This is a genomic window from Pantoea sp. WEP (assembly GCF_041678305.1).
GTDB classification, from domain to species: Bacteria; Pseudomonadota; Gammaproteobacteria; order Enterobacterales; family Enterobacteriaceae; genus Pantoea; species Pantoea dispersa.
Map to the genome: position 1 here is coordinate 433,712 of NZ_JBGNXB010000001.1, position 24,435 is coordinate 458,146.

At 58.3% G+C, this 24,435-nt stretch carries 20 protein-coding genes and 1 pseudogene; 14 read left to right on the top strand and 7 right to left on the bottom strand.

Annotated elements, in window-relative coordinates; translation table 11 throughout:
- Window positions 1-132: 132 nt before the first annotated feature.
- Window positions 133-735, bottom strand: a complete 603-nt coding sequence (msrQ, locus tag ABVR31_RS02085; RefSeq protein WP_021508155.1) for a protein-methionine-sulfoxide reductase heme-binding subunit MsrQ — start codon at window positions 733-735, stop codon at window positions 133-135.
- A complete protein-coding gene (gene msrP / locus ABVR31_RS02090) occupies window positions 736-1,740 on the bottom strand; it encodes a protein-methionine-sulfoxide reductase catalytic subunit MsrP (RefSeq protein ID WP_021508154.1) in 1,005 nt (334 codons plus the stop codon).
- A gap of 306 nt (window positions 1,741-2,046) precedes the next feature.
- Here msrP and csrD point away from each other — a divergent pair, with 306 nt between their 5' ends.
- From csrD to tldD, 8 genes and pseudogenes are all read left to right on the top strand, one after another.
- Entirely contained in the window at window positions 2,047-3,993 is a 1,947-nt protein-coding gene (gene csrD, locus ABVR31_RS02095; protein WP_058759881.1) for an RNase E specificity factor CsrD, read from the top strand.
- Window positions 3,994-4,304: 311 nt separating this feature from the next.
- Window positions 4,305-5,348, top strand: coding sequence for a rod shape-determining protein MreB (gene mreB / locus ABVR31_RS02100; protein WP_003855260.1), 1,044 nt, complete (start codon window positions 4,305-4,307; stop codon window positions 5,346-5,348).
- 268 nt (window positions 5,349-5,616) lie between these two features.
- A pseudogene (gene mreC / locus ABVR31_RS02105) lies at window positions 5,617-6,652 on the top strand (rod shape-determining protein MreC).
- Window positions 6,649-7,137, top strand: a complete 489-nt coding sequence (gene mreD, locus ABVR31_RS02110) for a rod shape-determining protein MreD (RefSeq protein WP_031279826.1) — start codon at window positions 6,649-6,651, stop codon at window positions 7,135-7,137. The pseudogene mreC and the gene mreD overlap by 4 nt, the downstream one beginning before the upstream one ends.
- 8 nt (window positions 7,138-7,145) lie before the next feature.
- Window positions 7,146-7,739 carry a nucleoside triphosphate pyrophosphatase gene (locus ABVR31_RS02115; RefSeq protein ID WP_372771739.1) on the top strand — a complete coding sequence of 198 codons (594 nt, stop codon included), beginning with the start codon at window positions 7,146-7,148 and terminating at the stop codon, window positions 7,737-7,739.
- The gene (rng, locus tag ABVR31_RS02120; protein WP_372771740.1) at window positions 7,729-9,198 is read left to right on the top strand and encodes a ribonuclease G; all 1,470 of its coding nucleotides are present in this window, start codon (window positions 7,729-7,731) and stop codon (window positions 9,196-9,198) included. The genes ABVR31_RS02115 and rng overlap by 11 nt, the downstream gene beginning before the upstream one ends.
- Before the next feature lie 47 nt (window positions 9,199-9,245).
- Entirely contained in the window at window positions 9,246-13,064 is a 3,819-nt protein-coding gene (yhdP, locus tag ABVR31_RS02125) for an AsmA2 domain-containing protein YhdP (RefSeq protein ID WP_372771741.1), read from the top strand.
- A gap of 64 nt (window positions 13,065-13,128) precedes the next feature.
- Entirely contained in the window at window positions 13,129-14,574 is a 1,446-nt protein-coding gene (tldD, locus tag ABVR31_RS02130; RefSeq protein ID WP_372771742.1) for a metalloprotease TldD, read from the top strand.
- 326 nt (window positions 14,575-14,900) lie between these two features.
- Here the strand turns inward: tldD and aaeR are convergent, their stop codons facing one another.
- On the bottom strand, window positions 14,901-15,818 hold the full coding sequence (gene aaeR, locus ABVR31_RS02135; protein ID WP_372771743.1) for an HTH-type transcriptional activator AaeR: 918 nt from the start codon (window positions 15,816-15,818) through the stop codon (window positions 14,901-14,903).
- A 258-nt stretch (window positions 15,819-16,076) separates the two neighbouring features.
- Here aaeR and aaeX point away from each other — a divergent pair, with 258 nt between their 5' ends.
- From aaeX to ABVR31_RS02160, 5 genes are all read left to right on the top strand, one after another.
- Window positions 16,077-16,280, top strand: a complete 204-nt coding sequence (aaeX, locus tag ABVR31_RS02140) for a p-hydroxybenzoic acid efflux pump operon protein AaeX (protein ID WP_021508145.1) — start codon at window positions 16,077-16,079, stop codon at window positions 16,278-16,280.
- 8 nt (window positions 16,281-16,288) lie between these two features.
- Window positions 16,289-17,218, top strand: coding sequence for a p-hydroxybenzoic acid efflux pump subunit AaeA (gene aaeA, locus ABVR31_RS02145; protein WP_058759877.1), 930 nt, complete (start codon window positions 16,289-16,291; stop codon window positions 17,216-17,218).
- A gap of 11 nt (window positions 17,219-17,229) precedes the next feature.
- Window positions 17,230-19,182 (top strand): p-hydroxybenzoic acid efflux pump subunit AaeB, encoded by a 1,953-nt coding sequence (gene aaeB, locus ABVR31_RS02150; RefSeq protein ID WP_021508143.1) that lies wholly within the window; start codon window positions 17,230-17,232, stop codon window positions 19,180-19,182.
- A gap of 111 nt (window positions 19,183-19,293) precedes the next feature.
- Complete coding sequence (locus tag ABVR31_RS02155) at window positions 19,294-20,748, top strand: NAD-dependent succinate-semialdehyde dehydrogenase (protein WP_125310643.1); 1,455 nt, start codon at window positions 19,294-19,296, stop codon at window positions 20,746-20,748.
- Window positions 20,749-20,763: 15 nt separating this feature from the next.
- The gene (locus ABVR31_RS02160; protein ID WP_372771744.1) at window positions 20,764-21,033 is read left to right on the top strand and encodes a hypothetical protein; all 270 of its coding nucleotides are present in this window, start codon (window positions 20,764-20,766) and stop codon (window positions 21,031-21,033) included.
- 59 nt (window positions 21,034-21,092) lie between these two features.
- Here the strand turns inward: ABVR31_RS02160 and yhcN (ABVR31_RS02165) are convergent, their stop codons facing one another.
- The 4 genes from yhcN (ABVR31_RS02165) to argR form a co-directional block, all read right to left on the bottom strand.
- Window positions 21,093-21,359 (bottom strand): peroxide/acid stress response protein YhcN, encoded by a 267-nt coding sequence (gene yhcN / locus ABVR31_RS02165; RefSeq protein WP_021508140.1) that lies wholly within the window; start codon window positions 21,357-21,359, stop codon window positions 21,093-21,095.
- Between the two features lie 103 nt (window positions 21,360-21,462).
- A complete protein-coding gene (locus ABVR31_RS02170; RefSeq protein ID WP_021508139.1) occupies window positions 21,463-21,729 on the bottom strand; it encodes a YdgH/BhsA/McbA-like domain containing protein in 267 nt (88 codons plus the stop codon).
- 90 nt (window positions 21,730-21,819) lie between these two features.
- Window positions 21,820-22,083: a peroxide/acid stress response protein YhcN gene (gene yhcN / locus ABVR31_RS02175; protein ID WP_372771745.1), complete on the bottom strand. Its 264-nt coding sequence runs from the start codon at window positions 22,081-22,083 to the stop codon at window positions 21,820-21,822.
- Between the two features lie 492 nt (window positions 22,084-22,575).
- Window positions 22,576-23,046: a transcriptional regulator ArgR gene (gene argR / locus ABVR31_RS02180; protein ID WP_058771465.1), complete on the bottom strand. Its 471-nt coding sequence runs from the start codon at window positions 23,044-23,046 to the stop codon at window positions 22,576-22,578.
- Window positions 23,047-23,466: 420 nt separating this feature from the next.
- Between argR and mdh the strand changes: the two genes are divergently transcribed.
- Window positions 23,467-24,402 carry a malate dehydrogenase gene (gene mdh, locus ABVR31_RS02185; RefSeq protein WP_021508136.1) on the top strand — a complete coding sequence of 312 codons (936 nt, stop codon included), beginning with the start codon at window positions 23,467-23,469 and terminating at the stop codon, window positions 24,400-24,402.
- Window positions 24,403-24,435: the final 33 nt, after the last annotated feature.

Here is a 24,435-nt window from a genome sequence, read left to right on the forward strand (position 1 = left end):
AAAGCCGGGCATTATATCCGTTTCGAGGCAATTCGCAGCAAAATACTGGTCTTATCTGCGAAGTTGATCCGGCGAGGCCCGAAGGCCACACCTTTTAACAGATCTCGCAGCAGGAAAACAACCTTGCGGGGATTATCGGCGCAGAAGTTTACGCAACTTATTGTAACGCCAGCCTAACAGCGCCAGCGCCAGTAGTGCATAAATCCACGGCTGCGGTGACAGCACTTTCACTGACCAAAGATAGTGGACAGGCGCGAGGATCGCGACCAGATAGATGCCGTTGTGCAGCGTTTGCCAGCGGCGTCCCAGTTTGCGCTGGGCGCGCTGAAAAGAGGTGATGGCGAGAGCAAACAGAATAATCCAGCTGATCATGCCCAGTAACAAATAGGGGCGCGAGACAATCTCACTGCCGAGTAATCGCAGATGATCGTAACCCAGTTCCAGCAGATAGTAGCTGGTGAGATGCAGACAGGCCCAGGCAAAGCACCACAGGCCGAGCAGCCGGCGGGTACGAATCAGCAGCGGCTGCTTCAGATAACGCGTCAGCGGGCTTACCAGCAGCGTCGCCAGCAGCAGCTTCAGCGCCATGCGGCCGGTAAAATGCTGGATATCTTTCGCCGGATCGGCGCTCAGCCAGCCCTGATTTGCCGCCAGAAACAGGTACACCAGCGGCAGAAACGCCGCCAGATGCAGCACCACTTTCAGCAGCGTAACGTGGCGTAATGTCAGGCGCACTCAGTAGTTCTCCCGTAAATCGAGACCGCGATACAGCGAGGCCACCTCTTTAGCATAACCGTTGAACAGCAGCGTCGGCTGGCGTTCCACCTTGAGAATGCCGCCCGCACCGATAAAGCGCTCAGTGGCCTGCGACCAGCGCGGGTGGTTGACGTGCGGATTCACGTTAGCGTAGAAGCCATACTCGTTAGCGGCGATCTGGCTCCAGGTGGTAGGCGGACGATCGTGCGTCAGGGTAATTTTGACGATCGACTTAATCCCTTTAAAGCCATATTTCCACGGCACCGTCAGGCGAATCGGCGCGCCGTTTTGCGGCGGCAGCGCTTTGCCGTAAACGCCGGTGCTGAGCAGCGTCAGCGGATGCATCGCTTCGTCCAGCCGCAAGCCTTCAACATAGGGATAATCCAGCCCGCCGCCGATAAAGCGGTCCTTTTGTCCCGGCATCTGATCGGGCGCGTATAACGTCTGGAAAGCGACATAGCGGGCATTGCTGGTGGGTTCAGCCAGCTTCAGCAGCTTGTTGAGTTCGAAGCCTACCCAGGGAATCACCATCGACCAGGCCTCAACGCAGCGCATGCGATAGATACGCTGCTCCATGGCGAAACGTTTGAAGATGTCGTCCATATCCAGCGTCATCGGCTTCGCCACTTCGCCCTCAATGCGCAATTGCCACGGGTCGGTTTTCAGCGTGCCGGCATTGGCGGCAGGATCGGCTTTGTCGAGACCAAATTCGTAGAAGTTGTTGTAGCCAGCGACTTTATCAAACGGCGTCAGCGGCAGGTCCGCCTGCCACTGGGCGGGTTTACTGAACTGCAGATCGCGTCCGGCAGGCGCCGGCGGCCTGTCATTGCCCTTAAACCAGCTCAGCACATCGGCCTGTGCGCCGCCGGGCAGACTGGCCGCGGCAGCGCCTAGCCCCAGCGCTTTCAGCACCTGGCGGCGGCGCAGATTAAAAATGCTTTCCGGCGTAACATCGGCTTCGGTAAGGATGTGCGTGCGCTTCATGGCTTTCTCCGGCAAATCGATTAACTGCAGCTAGCATGATCAAACGCTGCCCGGCGCGCCACTTTCGCTGGCAAAATGTGAAATTTCCTGGCCGGTGCGTTCTGTTGAGAATAGGCCGAAAAAGCCGCCCCGGAAGGCAGCGCTGCACACTTTGACGTTATACTCGCGCCGCAGGGTGGCGAAACCCGCCGCCGGGCGGGCGCTGATTTGGATCGGTAATTGTGATAATTTGCTCAGGTTTGCACCAGCGCGGCTGGCGCGAACCGTGGGCTGGCGTTCATAAACCGCAGTGATACAGGCACAGGGATGCGATTAACAACCAAGTTTTCTGCGTTTATTACCTTATTAAGCTTACTGGCGATGTTACTGATGCTGGTAGGCTGCGCTTTTAGTTTTATCTGGCTGTCGCAGCAGCGCGTAGAGAACCGTGTGCAGACGCTGGCGACGGAAGTCGATAAAGCGCTGGCCAGCCAGTCACCGCAGGAACTGACGCAGTGGCTGACGCGCCTGATGCCCGTCATCAATGCCGAACAGCTGGAACTGCATCACGATGATACCGTGCTGTTCCGCCTCGCGCGCCATGAAAATCCGATGCTGGAAGACGAGCCCAATCGTTTCATTCAACTGGATGTGCCGCTGGTGCACGCGCCGGGCATGGCGCTGCGCGTGGTGGTGCTCGATCCCGCCAAAACCTGGTTCCGCTCGTTCACCGGTGCCTACACGCTGATTATCCTGCTGACGGTGGTGGCGATCATGTCGGCACTGCTGGTGATGACGCACCGCTGGCTTAACCGCCGCTGGCAGCATATGGAGCGGCTGGAGGCGCGCGCGGAGCGTATTCTGGCTGGCGAGCGCGCGCCGCGCAGCGATACCATCGCCGAATGGCCGCCGAAAGCCAGCCGCGCTATTGATCTGCTGCTGGGGGATTTACAGGAAGCCGGCGAGCAGCGTCTGCGTATCGACACCTTAATCCGCACTTTTGCCGCGCAGGATTCGCGTACCGGCCTGAATAATCGCCTGTTTTTCGATAACCAACTGGCCACGTTGCTGGAAGACCAGGAAGACGTTGGTACGCACGGTGTGGTGATGATGGTGCGGCTGCCGGACCTCGACACGCTACATGAAACCCTCGGGCCGACGCTGGTCGATGAATACCTGTTCGACCTGGTGAATATGCTCTCCACCTTCGTGCTGCGCTATCCGGGTGCGCTGCTGGCGCGCTATTTCCGCAGCGACTTTGCCGTACTGCTGCCGCACCGCACTTTGAAAGAGGCCAACAGCATTGCTGACCAGCTGATAAATGCAGTGGATTCGCTGCCGCCGATGCGCATGGTGGATCGTGATGATCTGATCCACATTGGCATCAGCGCCTGGCGCAGCGGCGAGTCGGTGTCGCAGGTGATGGAGAACGTCGAACTGGCCACGCGCCGGGCGGCGCTGCAGGGCGGCAACAACTGGTCGGTGGGCGAGGGCAATACGCTGGAGATGGGGCGCGGCAGCGTGCGCTGGCGCACCCTGCTGGAAAACACCGTAAACCGCGGCGGCCCGCGTCTGTACCAGAAACCTGCGGTGCTGCTGGACGGCAAAGTGCATCACCGTGAAATGCTGGCGCGCGTGTTCGACGGCGATAAAGAGGTGGTGTCGGCAGAGTTCATGCCGCTGGTGCTGCAGCTCGGCATGGCCGACAGCTGGGATCGCCAACTGGTCATGCGTATTGCGGCGCTGTCGGAGGTCTGGCCGGATGAAACGCTGGCGCTGCCGGTGAATATCGATTCACTGCTGCAACGGCCGTTCCAGCGCTGGCTGCAAAAATTGCTGCTGCAGTGCAGTAAATCGCAAAGAAAACGATTTTTATTTGAACTTGCTGAGGCGGATGTTTGTCAACACATCAATCGTTTAGTGCCGGTTTTCCGTATGCTGACCGCGTTTGGCTGTCGGATTGCGGTAGATCAGGCCGGATTAACGGTGGTGAGTAGCGCTTACATCAAGCAGTTCCCGATTGAGCTGATTAAGCTCGACCCGGGCCTGATTCGCAACATTGAGCGCCGTACAGAAAATCAGCTGTTCGTGCAAAGTTTGCTGGAAGTGTGTAAATCCACGCCCACCAAAGTCTTTGCCGCCGGTGTACGCACGCGCGCGGAGTGGCAAACGCTGGCCGGGCTGGGCGTCGCGGGCGGCCAGGGCGACTTTTTTGCCCCTTCGCTGCCGGTGAACAGTAACGTGAAGAAACACTCGCAACGTTACCGGATTTAGCGCGTCAGCCACAGATACGGCAGCAGGCGGCTATTTTTCGCCTTTATGCCGTGCGCAGCCAGCGCGATCGGCGGCGGGAAATGTTAGATTTTATGTCGGAATTCACCCGCGACCGGCGGGTGAATTTGCGTTTAGAGCGGCTGCTTAGCGCCGTTTAACGCCGGTGTCGGACGGCAGCACCGCCGCGAAAAATTATTCAGCCTGGTTTTTCACCGAAGCAGAACGTTTTTGCGCCTTGTAGCGGCTTCGCGTGGTTGGTAAAGTAGGCGGATTTTATTTTCCGCCCCCAGCTTGCAGGATTATCCCTTAGTATGTTTAAAAAATTTCGTGGCATGTTTTCCAATGACTTGTCCATTGACCTGGGTACCGCGAATACCCTGATTTACGTAAAAGGACAAGGCATCGTGCTGAACGAGCCTTCTGTGGTTGCCATTCGTCAGGATCGCGCCGGCTCCCCAAAGAGCGTAGCGGCTGTTGGTCATGATGCAAAGCAGATGCTTGGCCGTACGCCGGGTAACATCGCAGCTATCCGTCCGATGAAAGATGGCGTTATCGCCGACTTCTTCGTGACTGAAAAAATGCTCCAGCACTTCATCAAGCAAGTGCACAGCAACAGCTTTATGCGCCCCAGCCCACGCGTGCTGGTGTGCGTGCCGGTCGGTGCGACCCAGGTTGAGCGCCGTGCCATCCGCGAATCGGCGCAGGGCGCCGGTGCCCGTGAAGTGTTCCTGATTGAAGAACCCATGGCCGCGGCGATCGGCGCGGGTCTGCCAGTGTCAGAAGCGACCGGCTCGATGGTGGTGGATATCGGTGGCGGTACGACCGAAGTCGCGGTTATCTCCCTGAACGGCGTGGTTTACTCTTCTTCTGTGCGTATTGGTGGCGATCGCTTCGATGAAGCTATCATTAACTACGTGCGCCGTAATTACGGCTCGCTGATTGGTGAAGCCACCGCAGAGCGTATCAAGCATGAGATCGGTTCTGCTTATCCGGGTGACGAAGTGCGCGAGATCGAAGTGCGCGGCCGTAACCTGGCTGAGGGCGTGCCGCGTGGCTTTACGCTGAACTCGAATGAAATCCTGGAAGCGCTGCAGGAGCCACTGACCGGTATCGTCAGTGCCGTGATGGTCGCGCTGGAGCAGTGCCCGCCGGAGCTGGCGTCTGACATCTCCGAGCGCGGTATGGTGCTGACCGGTGGCGGCGCGCTGCTGCGTAACCTTGATCGTCTGCTGATGGAAGAGACCGGTATTCCGGTGGTAGTCGCAGAAGATCCGCTGACCTGCGTAGCGCGCGGCGGCGGTAAAGCACTGGAAATGATCGACATGCATGGCGGCGATTTGTTCAGCGAGGAGTAATTCCTCTCCGGCTGAGACCGTGGTCAAATTGCGCAGGGAATAGCGACGATACCCAAAATCAGCACAACGGCAGGACGATGGCCATCGCATGCCGCACGGCAGCCTCAGCAGCAGGCACCGGGCAGCAGCGGCACAACGTCGTCACTGCGGTTTGCAGGATGCGGGGTAACTGGCGACGCTGCGCACGACGGCGTATAGCGTCCAGCCCTGGAGGCGTGAGTGCTGACACTCACGCTTCTTCCCTGATGTCGAGGAATTCGCAGAATTTATGAAGCCGATTTTTAGCAGGGGACCTTCCCTGCAGTTGCGCCTGTTTCTGGCCGTGATTGTGGCTATCGCGATTATTGTCGCCGATAGCCGGATCAGCACGTTCTCCCAGATCCGCAACTACCTGGACACGTCGGTCAGTCCATTTTACTTCCTGGCCAACGGGCCACGACAGCTTCTTGACGGCGTTTCCGAAACGCTGGCCTCGCGCCAGCAGCTGGAGCTGGAAAACAAAGCGCTGCGCCGTGAGCTCTTCCTGAAAAACAGTGACCTGCTGATGCTGGGGCAATACAAGCAGGAAAACGCGCGTCTGCGCGAGCTGCTCGGCTCGCCGCTGCGTCAGGATGAGCACAAAATGGTGACCCAGGTGATCTCCACCGGCACCGATCCTTACACCGATCAGGTGATCATCGATAAAGGCAGCGTCAACGGCGTGTATGAAGGCCAGCCGGTGATCAGCGATAAAGGCGTGGTCGGCCAGGTGGTGGCGGTAGGGCAGATGACCAGCCGCGTGCTGCTGATCTGCGATGCCTCGCACGCCCTGCCGATTCAGGTGCTGCGTAACGATATTCGCGTCATCGCCGCCGGTAACGGCTGCAGCGAAGATCTGCAACTGGAGCATCTGCCGGGCAATACGGATATTCGCGTCGGTGATGTGCTGGTGACGTCAGGCCTGGGCGGACGCTTCCCGGAAGGGTATCCGGTCGGCGTGGTGTCGTCAGTGAAAGTGGATACGCAGCGTGCCTATACCGTGATTCAGGCGCGTCCGACCGCCGGTCTGCAGCGTCTGCGCTACCTGCTGCTGCTGTGGGGTGCGGATAAGAACGGGCGACATGCCGATGGCACCGGACGAAGTACATCGCGTGGCCAACGAACGCCTGATGCAGATGATGCCGCAGGTGCTGCCGCCCGCGGGCGAAATGGGGCCGCCGGCACCCGCCATGATGCAGCAAAATCAGCAGATGGGGCCGCCACAGCCCGCCGCCAGCAGCCGTTCGCAGGGTAATCCGGCGAACTCGCGCGGAGGCCAGCCTTGAGTCGATATCGCAGCCAGGGGCGTTGGGTGATCTGGCTGTCCTTCCTTGTTGCGCTTATCCTGCAAATTATGCCGTGGCCGGATCAGATTTACATGTTCCGGCCATCGTGGCTGTTGCTGATCCTGATCTACTGGGTGCTGGCGCTGCCGCACCGGGTCAACGTGGGCACCGGCTTTTTCCTTGGCGCCATTATGGATTTGGTCGCCGGCTCAACGCTGGGCGTGCGTGCGCTGGCGTTCAGCATTATCGCCTATCTGGTGGCCTTTAAATTTCAGCTATTCCGCAATCTGGCGTTGTGGCAGCAGGCATTAATGGTTATGGTGCTGTCGCTGGCGGTTGATGTGATTGTTTTCTGGGCAGAATTTCTGGTCATCAACGTCTCCTTCCGCCCGGAAATCTTCTGGAGTAGCGTGGTCGACGGTATCCTGTGGCCCTGGCTATTCTTACTGATGAGAAAGATTCGCCGTCAGTTTGCTGTGCAATAAGGAATACAATGATAACCCTCTACCTGGCTTCCGGCTCACCGCGTCGGCGCGAGCTGTTAACGCAGCTTGGCCTGCAGTTTGAGCGCCTGATTACCGATGTTGAAGAACAGCGTCAGCCGGGCGAAGCGGCGGAGTCTTATGTGCGGCGTCTGGCCAGCGATAAGGCGCGAGCCGGCGTGCGGATAGCACCACAGGATCTGCCGGTGCTGGGCGCTGACACCATCGTGGTGCTGAATGGCGAAGTGCTGGAGAAACCGCGCGATACGGCGCATGCCGCGCAGATGCTGGGTAAACTGGCCGGGCAAACCCATCAGGTCATGACGGCCGTGGCGCTGGCCGATGCGCAGGGCGAGCTGGATTGCCTGGTGACCACAGACGTGACATTCCGCACTATCACGGCAGAGGAAATTTCGCACTATATCGCCAGCGGCGAGCCGATGGATAAAGCCGGCGCGTACGGTATTCAGGGCCTGGGCGGCAACTTTGTGCGCCGCATCAATGGAAGTTATCACGCCGTAGTGGGATTGCCGCTGGTGGAAACCAGCGAACTGCTGAGCCATTTTCAGTCGCTGCGTGCGTTAAGGGGACAAGATGACGGCTGAACTGCTGGTAAATGTGACACCTTCTGAAACCCGTGTTGCCTATATTGACGGCGGCATTCTGCAGGAAATCCATATTGAGCGCGAAGCGCGGCGCGGTATTGTCGGCAATATCTACAAAGGGCGCGTCAGCCGGGTACTGCCGGGCATGCAGGCGGCATTTGTCGATATTGGGATGGACAAAGCGGCCTTTCTGCACGCCTCGGACATCATGCCGCACACCGAATGCGTGGCGGGTGATGAGAAGAAGAACTTTATCGTGCGCGATATCGCCGAGCTGGTGCGTCAGGGACAGGATTTAATGGTGCAGGTGGTGAAAGATCCGCTCGGCACCAAAGGCGCCCGCCTCACCACCGATATTACGCTGCCGTCGCGCTACCTGGTCTTTATGCCGGGGGCTTCGCACGTGGGCGTCTCACAGCGCATTGAAAGCGAAGCCGAACGTGAGCGGCTGAAAGCGGTGGTTGCCGCTTACTGTGACGATCTCGGCGGCTTTATTATTCGTACCGCCGCAGAAGGCATTGGCGCAGAAGAGCTGGCGCAGGACGCGGCATTTTTAAAGCGCCTGTGGACCAAAGTCAGCGAGCGTAAGAAGCGCAACCAGACGCGCTGCCTGCTTTACGGCGAGCTGGCGCTGGCGCAGCGCGTGCTGCGCGATTTCGCCGGCGCAGCGCTGGATCGCATTCGTGTCGATTCGCGCCTGACCTACGATCTGCTGGTGGAATTTACCAGCGAATATATTCCGGAGATGGCCAGCAAGCTGGAGCTGTACAACGGCAAGCAGCCGATTTTCGATCTCTATGATGTGGAGAACGAGATTCAGCGCTCGCTCGAGCGCAAGGTTGAACTGAAATCTGGCGGTTACCTGATTATCGACCAGACCGAAGCGATGACCACGGTGGACATTAACACCGGTGCGTTTGTCGGCCACCGTAACCTCGACGAAACCATTTTTAATACTAATATCGAAGCCACGCAGGCGATTGCGCGCCAGCTGCGGCTGCGTAATCTCGGCGGCATTATCATCATCGACTTTATCGACATGAATAATGACGATCATCGCCGGCGCGTGCTGCACTCGCTGGAGAGCGCGCTGAGCAAAGATCGCGTTAAAACCAGCATCAACGGCTTCTCCGCGCTGGGGCTGGTCGAGATGACGCGCAAACGCACGCGCGAAAGCATTGAGCATGTGCTGTGTGCCGATTGCCCGGTGTGCCAGGGACGCGGTTCGCTGAAGACGGTAGAAACCGTGTGCTATGAAATCATGCGTGAAATCGTCCGCGTCCATCACGCTTACGACTCCGACAGCTTCCTGGTGTACGTGTCGCCCGCAGTGGGTGAAGCGCTGAAAAGCGATGAGTCGCACGCGCTGGCCGAAGTGGAAATTTTTGTCGGCAAGCAGGTCAAAGTACAGGTTGAACCGCTCTACACGCAGGAGCAGTTTGACGTCGTCATGATGTAAGTCGTGAGGTTGAACGCCGTAACCCAACGGAAAGCAAGGAGAGGTGTGTGAGGCGGTTGCCGGGGATTTTGTTACTGCTGCTCGCCGCAATCATCGTCATTGTGGCGCTGCTGGTCAGCGGGCTGCGCCTTGTGATGCCGCATCTCAACAGCTATCGCGGCGAGGTGCTGCACACCCTTTCGCGCGTCAGCGGCGTCACCATCGATGCCAGTGAAATTCAGGGAAAATGGGAGAATTTTGGCCCGACCCTGCAGGTGCGCGATCTGCGTATCGACATGGATAAAGATGGCGAGCTGCAGATTGGCCGCGTTACGCTGGCGCTCAATGTGTGGCAGTCGCTGCTGCACTGGCGCTGGCAGTTTCGCGATCTCACCTTCTGGCAGCTGCGGCTGGCAACCAACCGTCCGTTGCTCACCAGCGACGAGCAAAAAAACAGCTTCAAACCGGCCCAAATCAACGATCTGTTCTTACGCCAGTTTGACCATTTCGATCTGCGCGACAGCAGCATCCGTTTTCTCACGCCTTCCGGCCAGCATGCCGAACTGGCGATTCCCCGCCTTACCTGGCTGAACGAGGACAACCGCCATCGCGCCGAAGGCGAAGTGAGCCTGTCCAGCTTCACCGGCCAGCACGGCGTGGTGCAGGTACGGCTCGATCTTAACGATACCAATGGGTTACTTAACGACGGCCGCATCTGGATGCAGGCCGATGACGTGGACGTGCGCCCGTGGATTGGCCGCTGGCTGCGAGATAATACCAGCCTGCAAAGCGCGCGTTTCAGCCTGGCTGCGTGGGTCAACCTGCGCGACGGTGAGGTGTACGCAGGCGATCTGCTGCTGAGCAAAGGCGGCGCACGCTGGCGCGGCGAGCAGGGTGATCACCAGCTGCAGGTGGATGGCCTGACCGCGCATCTGGCGCGCTACCAGAATGGCTGGAGCCTGACGGTGCCGCAAACCCGGCTGATGACTGACGGCGTGGCCTGGGATGCCGGCCATATCGCCCTGCTGTGGAAGCCGGAAGATAAACAGATGATCGGCGCGAACAGTGCAGCGGAAGTGCGGGTGCGCGCCACCCGGCTCGATCTGCAGCGTCTGGCACCGCTGGTGCCGCTGTTTGCGCCGCTCTCGCCTACGCTGCTGGACAACTGGCGGGCGCTGCAGCCGCGCGGCTATATCGACGCGCTGGCGCTGGATATTCCGCTGGCGCAGCCGGAGCAGACGCGTTTGCAGGCGCGCTGGCGCGATCTGGCGTGGCAGCACTGGCAGCTTTTGCCGGGCATCAGCAATCTGAGCGGCAGCGCCAGCGGCAGTCTGAACCACGGCCAGCTGGATGTGCAGATGGGCCAGGCGGAAGTGCCGTACGGCGATATGTTCCAGGCGCCGTTACAGATTCAGCAGGTCACCGGCAGGATTAACTGGCTGCGCGATGGCAACGGCCTGACGCTGGATGGCCAGCAGCTGGACGTGCAGGCACGTTCGCTATGGGCGCGCGGCGATTTCCGCTATCAGCAAAATGTCGGTAAAGCGTCGCGCCTCGACATTCTTGCCGGGATTCGCGTCACCGACGCCGGTGATGCCTGGCGCTACTTCCCTGAGCCGCTGATGGGCCACGATCTGACGCAGTATCTCAGCGAAGCGGTCAAAGGCGGCCAGGTGGAGAATGCCACGCTGCTGTTTGCCGGCGATCCGCGTCTGTTCCCGTTCAAACACCACGACGGCATGTTTGAAGTGGCCGTGCCGGTGCGCAATGCTACCTTCCAGTTCCAGCCAGGCTGGCCGGCGCTGCAAAACCTCGATATCGACCTCGATTTTATCAACGATGGTCTGTGGATGAAGGCGGCGCAAACCCGGCTGGGCGCGGTGGACGCGCGCAACGTCAGTGCGGTAATCCCGGATTACCTGAAAGAGAAGCTGATCATTGACGGTGATTTGAGCGGCGAAGGTAAAGATATCGCCGACTATTTCGCCCGCACGCCACTCAAATCCACGCTGGGTGCAGCGCTGGAGCAGCTGCAGATTGGCGGCAACGTGCGTGGTTCGCTCAACCTGGATATCCCGCTGGATGGGGAACTGGTGCACGCCAGCGGTAACGTGGTGCTGAATAACAACAGCCTGCACATTAAGCCGCTTAACACCACGCTGAAAAACCTGACCGGACGTTTCCGCTACAACAACGGGAACCTGAAGAGTGAAGAGCTGCAGGCCAACTGGTTCGGTCAGCCCACCGGCGTGCGTTTCAGCACCACGGAAAATCCCGATGATTTTGGCGTTAACGTCAAACTGCTGGGTGACTGGCAGCCGGCAAAACTGGCCATGCTGCCTGCCAGCGTAAGCAGTAAGCTGGGCGGCAGTCTGGCGTGGCAGGGCAATGTCGACATCACGCTGCCACATCAGGGTGGGGCGCGCTACAAGGTTGATATCAACGGTGACGGCAAGACAGTGAGCAGTCACTTACCCCCACCACTGGATAAAGAGGCCGGTGAGGCACTGCCTATCGCCATTAATGCCAGCGGCGATTTGCACAGTTTTAACCTCAGCGGCAGCGTGCGTGAGCACCATCGCTTTAACAGCCGCTGGCTGCTGGAGCCGCAGCTGCGCGTCGATCGCGGTATCTGGCTGAATGATGCCAAAAGCACGCCGGCGCTACCGGAGCGGCGCGGGATGGTGCTTAATCTGCCGGCGCTGGACGGCGAAGCCTGGCTGGGGCTGATGACCGGCACGACGGGTTCACGCAATGCGCAGGGCGAAACGGACATCGGCGGCGCACTGCTGCCGGGCGATGTGACGTTGCGTACCCCGGCCCTGACGCTCGGCGGCCAGCAGTGGCACGATGTTAATGCCACGGTGACCCAGGGCGCGGGCGGCAGCACGCAGCTGCAGCTGGAGAGCCGCGAAGCGCGCGGCAGCCTGCGAACCGCACAACGCGCGCCGTGGCAAATCGACCTGAGCTATCTTTATTACAATCCGCAATGGAGTGACGGTGAAGCGGGCAAGGCCTCCTCGCCGTTCAGCGGGGACAGTGGCATTGATTTCCGCAGCTGGCCAGCGCTGCAGCTCAACTGCGCTGAGTGCTGGCTGCGCGGCCAGAAGTTCGGCCACATTCAGGCCAGGCTCCAGCCGCAGGGAGAGACGTTAGCACTCACTAACGGCAGCGTCGACACCGGCAGCTCGAAGCTCAATGTCGCGGGTGAATGGGTGAACAAAGCGGGCGAGCAGCGCACCTCGCTAAAAGGCAGCCTGAGCGGCAAAAATATCAATGATGCCACCAACTGGTTTGGCATGAACACGCCGCTGCGCGATGCGCCGTTTAAAATTGATTATGACCTGCACTGGCGCTCCGCACCGTGGCAGCCTTCAGAAAAGACGCTGAGCGGCACGCTGAAAACCCATTTCGGCAAAGGGCAGATTGCGGATGTGAACACCGGTCGTGCCGGACAGTTGTTGCGGCTGGTGAGCTTCGATGCCCTGCTGCGTAAGCTGCGCTTCGATTTTAGCGATACCTTTAATGAAGGTTTCTGGTTTGATTCGATCAACGGCACGGCGTGGATTGAAAACGGCGTGATGCGCACCGATAACCTGCTGGTGGATGGCCTCGAAGCGGATATCGCCATGCAGGGCAAAGTAGATCTGGTGCAGCGGCAAATCGACATGGAAGCGGTGGTGGCACCGGAGATCGGCGCCTCGGTTGGCGTGGCCACCGCGTTTGTAATTAACCCGGTGGTCGGCGCGGCGGTTTTTGCCGCCAGCAAGGTGCTGGCACCGTTGTGGAATAAGATTTCGCTGCTGCGCTATCACATCAGCGGACCGCTGGATAAGCCGGAGATCAATGAAGTGCTGCGCAAACCGCGCGAAGCCGATAAGAAGTGAATTTGACGCCGTCGGGGAATTGCCGCAGGCTATGACTATCCGAGCACATAATGAGTGAGAAACGATGACTCTGAATCTGGTAAGTGAGCAGTTACTAGCTGCGAACAGCATTAATCAGCAGGACCTTTTTTCCCTGTTAGGGCAGCTTTCAGAACGTCGTCTGGACTATGCCGATCTCTATTTTCAGTCCAGCTTCCATGAATCCTGGGTGCTGGAAGACAAAATCATTAAAGATGGCTCTTATCATATCGACCAGGGCGTGGGCGTCCGCGCGGTAAGCGGGGAGAAAACCGGTTTTGCCTATGCCGATCAAATCAGCCTCAATGCCCTGCGCCAGTCGTCCGAAGCGGCGCGCAGTATCGTGCGCGAGCAGGGCAATGGCAAAGCGCACGCGCTCTCCGCGGTGCTTAACCGTTCGCTGTACGCGCCGGTCAATCCGCTGGACAGCCTGACGCGCGAAGACAAAATCGCGCTGCTGCACCGGGTTGATAAAGTGGCACGCGCCGCCGATCCGCGCGTGCAGGAAGTGAATGCCAGCCTGAGCGGCGTCTACGAGCAGGTGCTGGTCGCCGCCACTGACGGTACGCTGGCGGCGGATATTCGTCCGCTGGTGCGCCTGTCCATTAGCGTTCAGGTGGAAGATCAGGGTAAACGCGAGCGCGGCGCCAGCGGCGGCGGTGCGCGTACCGGCTACGAATTTTTCCTCGCCGATGAGAGCGGCGACGTACGGGCCGATGTCTGGGCGCGCGAAGCGGTGCGCATGGCGCTGGTTAACCTGTCCGCCGTCGCGGCGCCAGCCGGTACGCTTTCGGTGGTGCTGGGGGCGGGCTGGCCAGGCGTGCTGCTGCACGAAGCGGTGGGCCACGGTCTGGAAGGGGATTTCAACCGCCGCGAGACTTCCGTCTTCAGCGGTAAGATGGGCCAGCTGGTGGCGTCCGAACTCTGCACCGTGGTTGACGACGGTACCCTGCAGGGGCTGCGTGGTTCGCTGGCGGTGGATGATGAAGGCGTGCCGGGACAGTACAACGTGCTGATCGAGAACGGCGTGCTGAAAGGCTATATGCAGGACAAGCTCAATGCGCGTCTGATGGGCGTGCCGCCTACCGGTAACGGTCGTCGTGAATCCTATGCGCACCTGCCGATGCCGCGCATGACCAACACCTATATGCTGGCGGGCAAATCGACGCCGCAGGAGATCATTGAGAGTGTGGAGTATGGTCTGTATGCCCCTAACTTTGGCGGCGGCCAGGTCGATATCACCTCCGGCAAGTTTGTGTTCTCGACCTCCGAGGCTTATCTGATCGAGAACGGCAAAGTCACTAAACCGGTGAAAGGCGCGACGCTGATCGGCTCCGGCATTGAGGCGATGCAGCAGATTTCCATGGTCGGTAACGATCTGGCGCTGGATAAGGGCGTCGGCGTGTGCGGTAAAGAGGGCCAGAGCGTGCCGGTCGGCGTAGGTCAGCCCACGCTGAAGCTGGATAAAATTACCGTGGGCGGAACGGCTTAAGGTTCATGCTGGTGCGCATCAGTGCGCACCCTGTCAAAACCGCGCAATGGGTTTGTACAATGCTTGTCAGTTATGAGTAAACAGCACGCACACTTTGGTAGCGGCGCAATTTATTGCGCGAAGCATGGATGGGAACGGTGCTGCTAGTAGTACGCGCGATTAATCGCGCCGCTACGAAATCTGCGGTAATTGAATTTGGTACTTAACTGATCGGCATTACGCAATTGTTTTGCCAGGTCACCTTTCAGGGTGACCTGGCATGCATAACTGCCCCGCATTTTCCCGTGTGCGCCCTTCAGGCCGGCCACACCAGCGCCAGACGGCGGCTAACTTTTGCGGTGCTGCTGATACTGCCTTGACACCTGCCTGAAATACTCGGTCAGATAATTGATACACACCTGCACCTTGAGCGGCAGCTTATCCTTCTCGGTATAGACGGCATACACCGGGCGCGGCTCCGAGTGATACTGCGGGAACAAAATATCGATCTCACCGGCGTTAATCTCATCAATCACCCACATCAGCGGCACATAGGCGATACCGCAGCCCGCTTTCAGCCAGCGAATCAGCGTCTGAGAATCATTGGTGACAAAACGTCCCTGCGGCGTCAGGCGCGTCACCTGGCCTTCTGGCGCCACCAGCTCGAAGGTGTTATCCGGGCGCACGCTGTACTCCAGCCAGGAAAAGTTGTCGATTTCAGCCGGCTTTTCCGGCGTGCCGTGCTGGGCCAGGTAGCTCTTCGCCGCGCATACCACCATCGGCATGGCACCCAGCCGGCGCGAGAACAGGTTGGAATCCTGCAGCTCACCGACGCGTATCACCACATCCAGCCCGTTAGCAATCAGGTCCGGCGCCGGTATGCCGGTCATCAGGTTGACGCTCAGTCCCGGGTATTCGTGCAGCATCTCGCTGGTCATGGCGGAGAGGACATTTTGCGCCATGGTGGTTGAGCAGCCGATGCGTAAAATCCCGATCGGCGTGTTGTTGAAGGCGTACAGCTGTTCGTGCACCTGCGAGGCCTCAGCCAGCATGCGGCGGCAGCCCTGATAATAAATCTTACCGGCTTCGGTCAGGCCCAGACTGCGGGTGCTGCGGTTAAGCAGTTTCACCTGCAGCTCATCTTCCAGTCTGGCAACAATCTGGCTGATGGACGAGACGCTAAGCTGCAGCTGGCGTGCGGCGGCGGTAAATGAGCCCAATTCAACCACTTTGGCGAAAATGGACATGCCTTTGAGTCGTTCCATTGTTTACTCTGGCTAAAAAGTGATTTAGCTCACAATATGTAGAAAACGTATAGTCAAGCGCGTTACTATACGCACGCTGGGTCTCTTCACCGCACCTGAACACGGCAGTGTTTACCCGATGATACGCTATGATTAGCTCAACGCGGCCTGAATGTTGTCATCAGATTATCCGTCATCCCACTATCATCAACCCGACGTGCCAGAGGGCATGAGGGCAGGTATCGGTGCAATCCGGCAAGGTCGAACTAAGGAACCGAAATGAGTGTGCTTCCGGTATTTGTCGTATTCGGGCTGTCTTTTCCGCCCATCTTCATTGAACTACTGGTTTCGCTGGCGCTGTTCTGGCTGGTGAAACGCGTGCTGACGCCCAGCGGGATTTACGATCTGGTGTGGCATCCGGCACTTTTTAACACAGCGCTGTATTGCTGTGTGTTTTACCTTGTATCCCGTCTATTCGTCTGAGGTTTTAAGTGAAAGCGCTTATAAGAAAAATCGCGCGTTACGCCATTACGCTCCTGCTGGTTATCATCGCTGTTGTTATCATCTTCCGCGCCTGGGTGTTCTATACCGAGTCGCCGTGGACGCGTGACGCCAAATTCTCCGCCGACGTGGTGGCGATCTCCCCGGACGTGACCGGACTGATCACCGACGTCCCGGTACACGACAACCAGCTGGTGAAAAAAGGCGATACGCTGTTTATCGTCGACCGTCCGCGCTACCAGAAAGCGCTGGATGAGGCGCAGGCGGATGTCGAATATTACCAGGCGCTGGTTAGTGAAAAACGCCGTGAAGCGGCGCGCCGTAACCAGCTCGGTACCAGCGCGATGTCGCGTGAAGCCATTGAGCAGTCGAATAGCGACCTGCAGACCAGTGAACATCAGCTGGCCAAAGCGGTGGCGACGCGCGATCTGGCGGTGATCGACCTCGATCGCACCACCATCAAAGCGCCGTCCGACGGCTGGGTCACCAACCTCAACGTCTATCAGGGTGAATTCATCACGCGCGGCTCGGTGGCCGTGGCGCTGGTGCAGCAGCACTCGTTCTACGTGCTGGCCTACATGGAAGAGACCAAGCTGGATGGCGTGCGTCCCGGCTTCCGCGCGGAAATTACTCCGCTGGGCAGCAACACGGTGCTGCGCGGCACGGTTGACAGCATCGCGGCTGGCGTGACCAACAGCAGCAGCAGCGTTGACAGTAAAGGCATGGCCACCGTGGACTCCAACCTCGAGTGGGTGCGTCTGGCGCAGCGCGTACCGGTGCGTATTCGCCTTGACGATCAACCCGGCAACCGCTTCCCGGCGGGGACCACCGCCACCGTGGTGATCACCGGTGATAAAGACCGCCAGACCAAAGTGTCGCCGATGGCGCAGCTGTTCAACCGCCTGCGTGAGTTTGGTTAAGCGGGGGCGTTATGATTGAGTTTTTGCGTTTCCCGGTAAAGCTGACCTTCGCGTTGGTGGCGGCGCTGATGATTGGCTTTCACTTCAATCTGGAAACGCCGCGCTGGGCGGTGATGACCGCCGGCATCGTGGCTGGCGGCACCGCCTTTGCCGCGGGCGGCGATCCCTACTCTGGCGCGCTGCGCTACCGTGGCGTTCTGCGTATTATCGGCACCTTTATCGGCTGTATCGCTGCACTCACCATCATGATTGCGACGGTGCGCGCGCCGGTGGTGATGCTGCTGCTGTGCTGCCTGTGGGCCGGCATGTGCGTCTGGCTCTCATCGCTGATTAAAGTCGAAAACTCCTACGCGCTGGGCCTCGCCGGCTACACCGCGCTGATCATCGTGGTGACCGCGGATGCCAGCGGCGGCCTGACGCTGGCGCCGCAGTTCGCCGTGGAGCGCTGCAGCGAAATTGTGCTCGGTATTCTGTGCGCCATTCTCGCCGACATGCTGTTCTCTCCGCGCTCGATCAAGAAAGTGATTGATGCGGAAGTGGATGCGCTGCTGGTAGCGCACTACCGCCTGCTGCAGCTGTGCGTGGCGCACGAGGATAAAGAGGAAGTCGACAAAGCCTGGAGCGCGCTGGTGCGCCGCACGACCGCGCTCAACGGCATGCGTAGCCAGCTGCTGATGGAGTCGTCGCGCTGGAGCAACACCAGCCGCCGGCTGCAAATGCTCAACACGCTATCGCTGACGCTGATTACTCAGGCCGCTGAGACCTTCCTGATTCAGAATTCGCGCCCGGATTACATCCCGCCGCAGTATCGCCTGCTGATTGAAAAAGAGGTAACCAGCGTCAGCGACGTGCATAAGCGCATGAAGCTGATGCGCCGCGTTATTGGCGTCAGCAGTAAAAGCGTGCCGTTTACCCTGGCCAGCTGGGTCGGCGCGGCGACCGAATATCTGCTGCTGATCAATGGCGTCAAAAGTAACAGCCGTATCACCACGCTGGAGGAGAGCATTCTGCAGCGTGAAGTGGTGATCCAGGCGCGTTCAGCGGAGACGCATCATGCGATGATCAATGGCGTGCGCACCTTTGTCGCCACCGCGCTCGGTTCGCTGTTCTGGCTGTATACCGGCTGGACTTCCGGCAGCGGCTGCATGGTGATGCTGGCGGTGATTACCGCGCTGGCGATGCGTATGCCGAATCCGCTGATGATGGCGAAAGATTTCTTCTACGGCATGGCCTTTGCGGTGCCGCTGGGCATGCTCTACTTCATCTGGGTATTGCCGGGCACTCAGCAAAGTGCCTTGCTGTTGTGTATCGCGATTGGCGCACTTGGCTTTATCGGCGGCATCTTTGTACAGCGGCGGCAGATTGGTACGCTGGGCGCGCTGATCGGCACCATCAACGTGCTGGTGCTGGATAACCCGATGAAGTTTGAATTCAACGTGTTTCTCGACAACGCGCTCGGCCAGTGGATTGGCAGCTTTGTGGCGATGATGGTGATTTTGCTGATTCGTGACAAATCCAAAGCCCGCACCGGACGCAAGCTGCTGAATCGCTTTATGTATGCTGCGGTGGCCGCGCTGACCACCAATCAGGCGCGCCGGCGGGAAAACCATTTACCGGCGCTTTATCAGCAGCTGTTCCTGCTGCTTAACCTGTTCCCGGGCGATATCGACAAATACCGGATTGCGCTCACGCTGATTATTGGTCATCAGCGCCTGCGCAACGCAGAGGTGCCGGTCAATGCCGACCTGTCGGCGTATCACCGCCAGCTGCGCGCCACCGCCGACCGCATTATTGCGGCCAGCAGCGATGATAAACGGCGCTACTACTTTGAGCGCCTGCTGCAGGAGCTGGACGTTTATCAGCAGAAGCTGCAGCACTATGCCGCCCCGGCCAGCGTGACGGAACCGGTGAAACGGCTGTCGATGATGCTGGATAAGTACCAGAACACCCTCATCCAAATCTGAAACTGGCCGCTGCCTGGCGCAGCGGCTGGCCTGATGCCACGCTGACCCTCATTGCCCGATTATTGCCATCTATACTTTCCTGACAGGATGCTCACTGACAGGAGAATAACGATGTCCACTTCCCTGCAACAACACGAACTGTTCAACACTGGCTACTTCGCTGACGGCCAGTGGCACACCGCCAGCAGCACCTTTGATGTCACCAATCCGGCCACCGGCGAGGTACTGGCGCAGGTGGCGAAAGCCGGCAAGGCTGAAACCGAACAGGCGATTGCCGCCGCGCAGCGCGCCTTTCCGGCGTGGCGCGACAAAACCGCCAAACAGCGCAGCGAAATCCTTTATCGCTGGTACCAGCTGATCATTGAACACAAAAGCTGGCTGGGCCAGCTGATGACCGCCGAGCAGGGCAAACCGCTGCAGGAAGCCGAGGGTGAAGTAGAGTACGCCGCCAGCTTTATTCAATGGTTTGCCGAGCAGGCGAAGCGCGCCAACGGCGAAATTATCCCGCCGGCCAAAGCCGGTTCACGCATTCTGGCGACGCGCGAGCCGATTGGCGTCGTCGCTGCCATCACGCCGTGGAATTTCCCGATGGCGATGCTGACGCGCAAACTCGGCCCGGCGCTGGCGGCCGGCTGCACCGGCATCATCAAGCCGGCCAATAACACCCCGCTCAGCGCCTTTGCGCTGGTGGCGCTGGCACAAAAAGCGGGCGTGCCGGACGGCGTGCTGAACGCGGTAGCTGGCGACACGCACGCCATCAGCGACGCCATTATGGCTTCCCGCGCGGTGCGTAAAATCTCTTTTACCGGTTCCACCGCAGTGGGGAAAACGCTGATGCGGAACGCGGCCGAAACCATGAAGAAAGTCTCGATGGAGCTGGGCGGCAACGCGCCCTATATCGTATTTGACGATGCCGATATCGACGCGGCGGTGCAGGGGGCTATCGCCAACAAATTCCGCAACGCCGGCCAGGTGTGCGTCAGCGTTAACCGCTTCTATATCCACAACGCAATATACGACCGCTTTGTGCATCAGTTGGCTGAGGCGGTGGGCAAACTAAAAGTGGGCAATGGCGTGGAGCCGGGCGTGGTGGTCGGGCCGCTGATTGAGCCGTCTGCGGTGGAGAAAGTGGCGGAGCATGTCAAAGATGCGCTGAGCAAAGGCGGGAAACTGCTGGTGGGCGGCGAGCGCCATCCGCTGGGCGGCAACTTCTGGCAGCCGACGGTGATTGCCGATGCGCATGAAGAGATGCAGCTGGCGCAGGAAGAGACCTTCGGTCCGGTGGCCGCCTGCTTCCGCTTTGACGATGAAGCTGAGGTAATCGCGCGCGCCAACAACACCGAATACGGTCTGGCGGCTTACTTCTATACGCAGAATCTGCAGCGCGTGTTTCGCGTTTCGGCGGCGCTGGAAGCCGGCATGATTGGGATCAACGAGTGCGCGGTCTCGACCGAGCTGGCGCCGTTTGGCGGCGTGAAAGAGTCCGGGCTGGGACGCGAAGGATCGGTGCTGGGCATGGAAGAGTATCTGGAAGTCAAAGCGCTGCACCTCGGCGGTCTGGCGTAGCGAGAGGATGTCACCATGAGAACCGAGCGTTTCGACTTCAATGAAATCGTCGATCAGGCTCATTTCTACCGTCAGTTTTGCGAACGTTTCGCGCTGGCGGATCGCACCATTCACGATCTGGACGATCTGTGGGACATGATCCTCGGCGAGCAGATCCCGTTGCCGCTGGAAATTGCGTTCATCAATCTGGGGAAAGGGCAGAAACGCCGCTATGGTGCGCTGATATTGCTATTCGATGAGGCAGAAGAGGAGCTGGAAGGCCAGCTCCGCTTTAATGTTCAGTAGCACAACCAAAAAGGGCCCCGGCAGGCGGGGCCAAAGGGTTCGTCAGAATTGACGAGGAATTATTTGTACAGCTCTGCAGTCAGGTGATAGCTGTCACCGGTGCGCGCTTCAATCACTTTATACGCGCTGGCACCCTGCTCATCGGCTTTCTGAGAAAGCTGAGCGCGGTAATCCATAGGTGAGCCGCCTGTTCCGCTAACGGTAATGGTCTGGCCGGTAGATTGCAGATTCTGCGCGGATTCATCCGTTACCAGTTGGGCAGCCGAAGCGCCAAAAGCAAACAGAGAAAGCAGCGTAGCGGTTGCGATGGTTGTTTTGATTTTCATAATTCGTCTCCTCATTAGAATCAACAACCTGCGGCACGAAGAGGGTAAGCGGGTCGTCGATCTTCTCCCGGCGACTGCATAACGCCGGATCGATAGTTAAAGTTTATTTGTACAGTTCAGCCGTCACGTGGAAGGTGTTGTCCTGATTGTTCTCAATGATGCGGTAATGGCTGGCACCCTGAGCATCGGCTTTCTGGGACAGTTCCTGACGGATATTGGTCTGGTCGCCGTCGACGCCGCTCACGCTAATGGTCTGATTCAGCGGCTGCAGATTTTCAGCCTGGGTGTTGGTTACCAGGGTGGCAGCACTGGCGCCAAAAGACAGAACGGAAGCCAGACTCAGTACAGCAATAGATAATTTGGTTTTCATGATTCACTCTCCTGAAATGGGGTGGGCAACCTGAGAGGCAAACGCCTCTCAAACGGGTCGCCGTTCACACTGCATCTTGTTCCGGCAAACTTATTTATAAAGTTCCGCGGTTGCGTGGTAGCTGTTGTCGTTATAAGCCTCAACAACGCGATAGGCTTTAGCACCTTGCGCTTCAGCTTTGGCGTTCAGCTGCTGATGGATATCCATCGGGGAGCCGCCAATGCCGCTGACGCTAATGGTGCCGACCGGCTGCAGGTTCGCTGCCTGTTCGGCGTTGATAGAATCTGCGGCGAAAACACCAAATGACAGGGCAGATAGAACACTCAGGGTGGCGATAGTAGTTTTAACGTTCATGGTATTTTTCCTCGTCTTCTGTTTTTCTCTTTTTGATTTCGTGTGATTTGCATCACGAAAAGAAGTATAGATCTAATCACCCATGAAATTAATATCCCGCTAATAATGATTGGTTGTAATTCTTTATCCTTATGGCACATTTTTATAACGCAAAGTTATTAAAACCGCCTGGATCTTAACCAGGAGGGTGTATTTCCATGCAAAAACAATGATCTGCATCAAATTATCTTTTTGTGCGAAACAATGTGGTTGATCAAGCTGGCTGTGCGCTAAAAGCAAGAGATAACCGCTAAGCACTAATTGTAAAGCAGCGTAAAATAGCGCAAAGGGTTAAGCAGGCGAAAAGGTCGTACCAATAGTTCCCCGCATTGAGAACCCGGCGGAATATGGTTAAGCGGTTATTTTGTAAGGTGTTGGCGCTTAAACAGCGGGAGAAACGCGGGCGGGCAGGCAAGGTTACCGGCAGGTGAACCGCCGGTAACAGACAGGGTTTTATAGTTCCTGTTCGAATAACACCAGCACGGCGTCATGCAGCTGTTTCACCGTAAAGGCACGCGCTGGCGTAATAAAGATGGTGTCGTCACCGGCGATGGTGCCGAGAATGCCTTCGGCTTTGCCGAGGGAGTCGAGCAGGCGGGCGATCAGCTGGGCCGCGCCCGGGCTGGTATGAATCACTACCAGCGCATCGTTATAGTCAATATCCAGCACCAGATTCTTCAGCGGACTGGTGGTGGTGGGCACGCCCAGTTCGGCTGGCAGGCAGTACACCATCTCCATTTTGGCGTTACGCGTGCGCACCGCACCAAACTTGGTCAGCATACGAGAAACTTTTGACTGGTTGATGTTGCCGAAGCCGTCTTCCTGCAGCGCCTGGACAATTTCGCCCTGAGAGCTGAACTTTTCTTCTTTCAGTAAGGCTTTAAACGCCTTTATCAGATCGTCTTGTTTAGATGGGTTTCGCATAAGCTACCAATAAAAGAGGGTTGCAGCAGGCAACAGGCCCGTCGCAGATAAATTATTATGCATTTAGATGAATTTTTATGCAATAAGCGGATGCGTGAATTCACGGCATGCGCGTGTGGGGCGGGCATGATAACAGAGTTTTATCCTGCACCAAAATCGCGCGCTGGCGCGCAAAGCGAAGGTTGCAAAGTTGTTATATTATTGAAGTGGTAACAACAAAACGATGATCATTGCCGTCCATAGTCTTCTGGCTGCGACTGGATCATTCAGGCGACTTCTGAAGTGGAGATGTCTCGGGAGCCGATTGCGGCGTAATGTTATTGCGCGACAGGTGTGTCGCTATCGCCTGAGAAGTTGATTAAACTCGTAACCTGATGGATTTCCGGCATATCTCTGCCCCACCTTAATAAGGAGTTCAGGATGAAAGTTGCCGTTCTCGGTGCAGCTGGTGGTATTGGCCAGGCACTCGCTCTGCTGCTCAAGACCCAATTACCCGCAGGTTCAGCCCTCTCACTGTATGACATTGCCCCGGTGACACCAGGCGTCGCGGTTGATCTCAGCCACATTCCTACTGCCGTGAAAGTCGAAGGGTTCAGTGGCGAAGATGCCACGCCGGCTCTGCACGGCGCCGATGTGGTGCTGATCTCGGCCGGTGTGGCACGCAAACCTGGCATGGACCGCGCCGATCTGTTTAACGTCAACGCCGGTATCGTGCGTAACCTGATTGAACAGGTGGCGACCACCGCGCCAAAAGCGCTGATTGGCGTCATCACTAACCCGGTAAATACCACGGTGGCGATTGCCGCCGAAGTGCTGAAAAAAGCCGGGGTGTACGATAAAAACCGGCTGTTTGGCGTCTCAACGCTGGATGTGATTCGCGCCAACACCTTTGTCGCTGCCCTGAAGGGCAAACAGCCTACGGAGATTGAAGTGCCGGTGGTCGGCGGGCATTCAGGCGTGACCATTCTGCCGTTGCTGTCGCAGGTTAAAGGCGTCAGCTTCAGCGAGCAGGAGATCGCCGACCTGACGAAACGTATTCAGAATGCCGGTACCGAAGTGGTGGAAGCCAAAGCCGGTGGCGGCTCGGCGACGCTGTCGATGGGCCAGGCGGCTGCGCGCTTTGGTCTGTCGCTGATTCGTGCACTGCAGGGCGAAGCCAATGTCGTAGAGTGCGCCTATGTGGAAGGCGACGGCGAGTACGCGCGCTTCTTCTCGCAGCCGCTGCTGCTGGGCAAAAACGGTATCGCCGAACGCCGTCCGCTCGGGCCGCTCAGTGATTTCGAACAGCAGGCGCTCAACGGCATGCTGGAGACGCTGAAAAAAGATATCGCGCAGGGCGAAGAGTTTGTGAAGTAACCCGCGCGTAAAGAAAAAACGCCCGGCGCATGC